The organism is Candidatus Eremiobacteraceae bacterium (assembly GCA_035295225.1).
Classification (GTDB): Bacteria; Vulcanimicrobiota; Vulcanimicrobiia; order Eremiobacterales; family Eremiobacteraceae; genus JABCYQ01.
Genome location: DATGJI010000009.1, coordinates 1 through 2,096, shown reverse-complemented (window position 1 = coordinate 2,096; position 2,096 = coordinate 1). Strand labels below are relative to the sequence as shown.

3 protein-coding genes are annotated in these 2,096 nt (G+C 62.4%); 1 reads left to right on the top strand and 2 read right to left on the bottom strand.

The features are described from left to right. Positions 1-60 precede the first annotated feature (60 nt). Both VKT51_01365 and VKT51_01360 read right to left on the bottom strand, forming a co-directional pair. Entirely contained in the window at positions 61-963 is a 903-nt protein-coding gene (locus VKT51_01365; protein ID HLJ82808.1) for a hypothetical protein, read from the bottom strand. Between the two features lie 46 nt (positions 964-1,009). Next, positions 1,010-1,504, bottom strand: a complete 495-nt coding sequence (locus VKT51_01360) for a DoxX family protein (GenBank protein ID HLJ82807.1) — start codon at positions 1,502-1,504, stop codon at positions 1,010-1,012. 106 nt (positions 1,505-1,610) lie between these two features. Between VKT51_01360 and VKT51_01355 the strand changes: the two genes are divergently transcribed. Then, positions 1,611-2,096, top strand: a 486-nt coding sequence (locus tag VKT51_01355) for an NAD(P)/FAD-dependent oxidoreductase (GenBank protein ID HLJ82806.1), incomplete at its 3' end; no start/stop codon positions are given.

The following is a 2,096-nucleotide window of genomic DNA, read 5'->3' as shown; positions in this document are numbered from 1 at the left end:
TTGCGCGGCCGTTGAAGGCCGCGCATGATCCAAGTGGTTCGCCGGCGCGCGTCGCGCGACTTACACGCTGTAGGCTTTGAGCAGTTCGTGGATGCGTCCGGTGATCGCCATGGCGTCGTCGAACGGGCGCTGCCAGAGGTTACGGCCGAAGATCAAGCCGGTGACCCCCGCATCCATCGCGAGCCGAGCCTTGTGCAGCAGATCCTCATCGCTGACCTTGCTGCCGCCCGAGATGAGCACGAGCGTGCGGCCCGCCGATTTGACGACCTTGCGCACCGCATCTTCTTCGGAGAGCTTTTCGCTCGGATAGGGCTTGGGCTGCTTGTCACTGTCCGTCACTTTAGGCACGTTGAGCTTTACGACGTCGGCACCCATCTCGCACGCGACGCGGGCCGCATAGTCGACTGCGTAGAGCGAATCTTGGCCGCCTTTTTCTTTGACTGCTTTGCCGCGCGGGTAGGCCCACACGACCAGCGGCATGCCGTAGCGATCGCAGTCGCGGCGCACGTCGTTGAGCTGCGCGATGTCGGTGCCTTGTGCCGGGCTGCCGACATACAGCGTGTAGCCGACCGCATCGGCGCCCAAGCGCACGGCATCCTCGACGCTCGACGTCATCGGAGAGAACGCGTCGTCGTCATTCGGGATGTTCGTCTTACCGTTGATCTTGAGGACCAGCGGCACTTTGCCCGCGTACTTGTAGAAATACTTGTGCGCTAGTCCGTAGTGCAACGCGATGCCGGAGTAATTGCCCTCGAGCGCGAGCCGGAACTCGTACTCGGGATCCATGCTGTCGGGGTTGTCGAAGAAGTCGACCGGCCCGTGTTCGAGACCTTGGTCGATCGGCAAGAGCAGCAACGTGCCATTGCCGGGTCCGTACTCATACAGCAAGCGATGCAAGCGCGCGCGTTTGCCAGCGGAAAGGCCGAGATCGTCGAGCGTCGGCCGCGGCACTTTCGTCAACATATCCAAAACCTCCACAACAGATCTCGTGGCGTCGGTTCTTGCAGACCTACGACTCCGGGCCCGAGTTTACCCGCGGTGCGCTGCGGCGTGCTGCGATAAGGCCGTCAAGCCCAAGCGCTAGGCCGGTCGGCAGCACGAGGTTGACGAAGCTCAGGGCGAGCGTCGTCATATCGAGACCCGACCAGCCGCCCGTGGTCGCCCAGCCCATCTTCATCGCCCAATAATTGAGCGGTAAGAACACGCCGAAGAATCCGCCGACGCGCGTGAACAGACCGAGCAGCAGCGACACGCCGGTCAAGGTTTCACCCCAGGCGACCAGATGCGCGAACAACGCAGCGTTCGGCAACACGACGTGAGTGAGAAACGCACCGTACGCGCTGGTGTTGTGCGTCGCCGCTTCCTGCACCATGCCCGCCATGCCATCGGGCCCGGCGAAATTCGGGTTCAGCAATTTGGGCACGCCGTGCAACAGCCAGATGATTCCGGTGAAGATGCGGACGATCCCTAACCAGGTCGCGTAGCTTTGAGCTCGTGGCAACACTTGCATAACCTTTCGTGGACGCGCGGTCGGGCAGTGTTGCGTTCGCGCGGCTGCAGCCCCTGGTGAGCGCAGGCCGCTGATAACGGGCTTTCGAACGGTTGCCGACGTGGACGTTTTCGACATCACGGTGATCGGTGGCGGTCCGACGGGGCTGTTCGCGCTGTTTTACGCCGGCATGCGCGGCGCGCGTGCTAAGGTCATCGACGCGCTCCCAGAATTCGGCGGCCAGCTGTACGCCCTGTATCCTGAAAAATATGTCTACGACATGCCAGGCTTTCCCGCGATCATCGCTCAGGATCTGGTCAATGCTTGTGTCGAGCAAGCGATGCAATGGCCGCACACGGTCTGCCTGAGCGAACGGGTCAGCAAGATCGAGCGTCTCCCCGATGACGTCATCAAGCTCACGACCGACCGGGCAGAGCATTTCAGCAAGACCGTGATCCTCTCGTCGGGCATCGGCGCGATCAAGCCGCGCAAGCTCCCGGCTGCGGGTGCCGAGCAGTTCGAAGACAAGGGCCTGCACTATTACGCGCGCAGTTTCGACGTGTTCCGCGACAAGGAAGTGGTGATCGTCGGCGGCGGCGATTCTGCG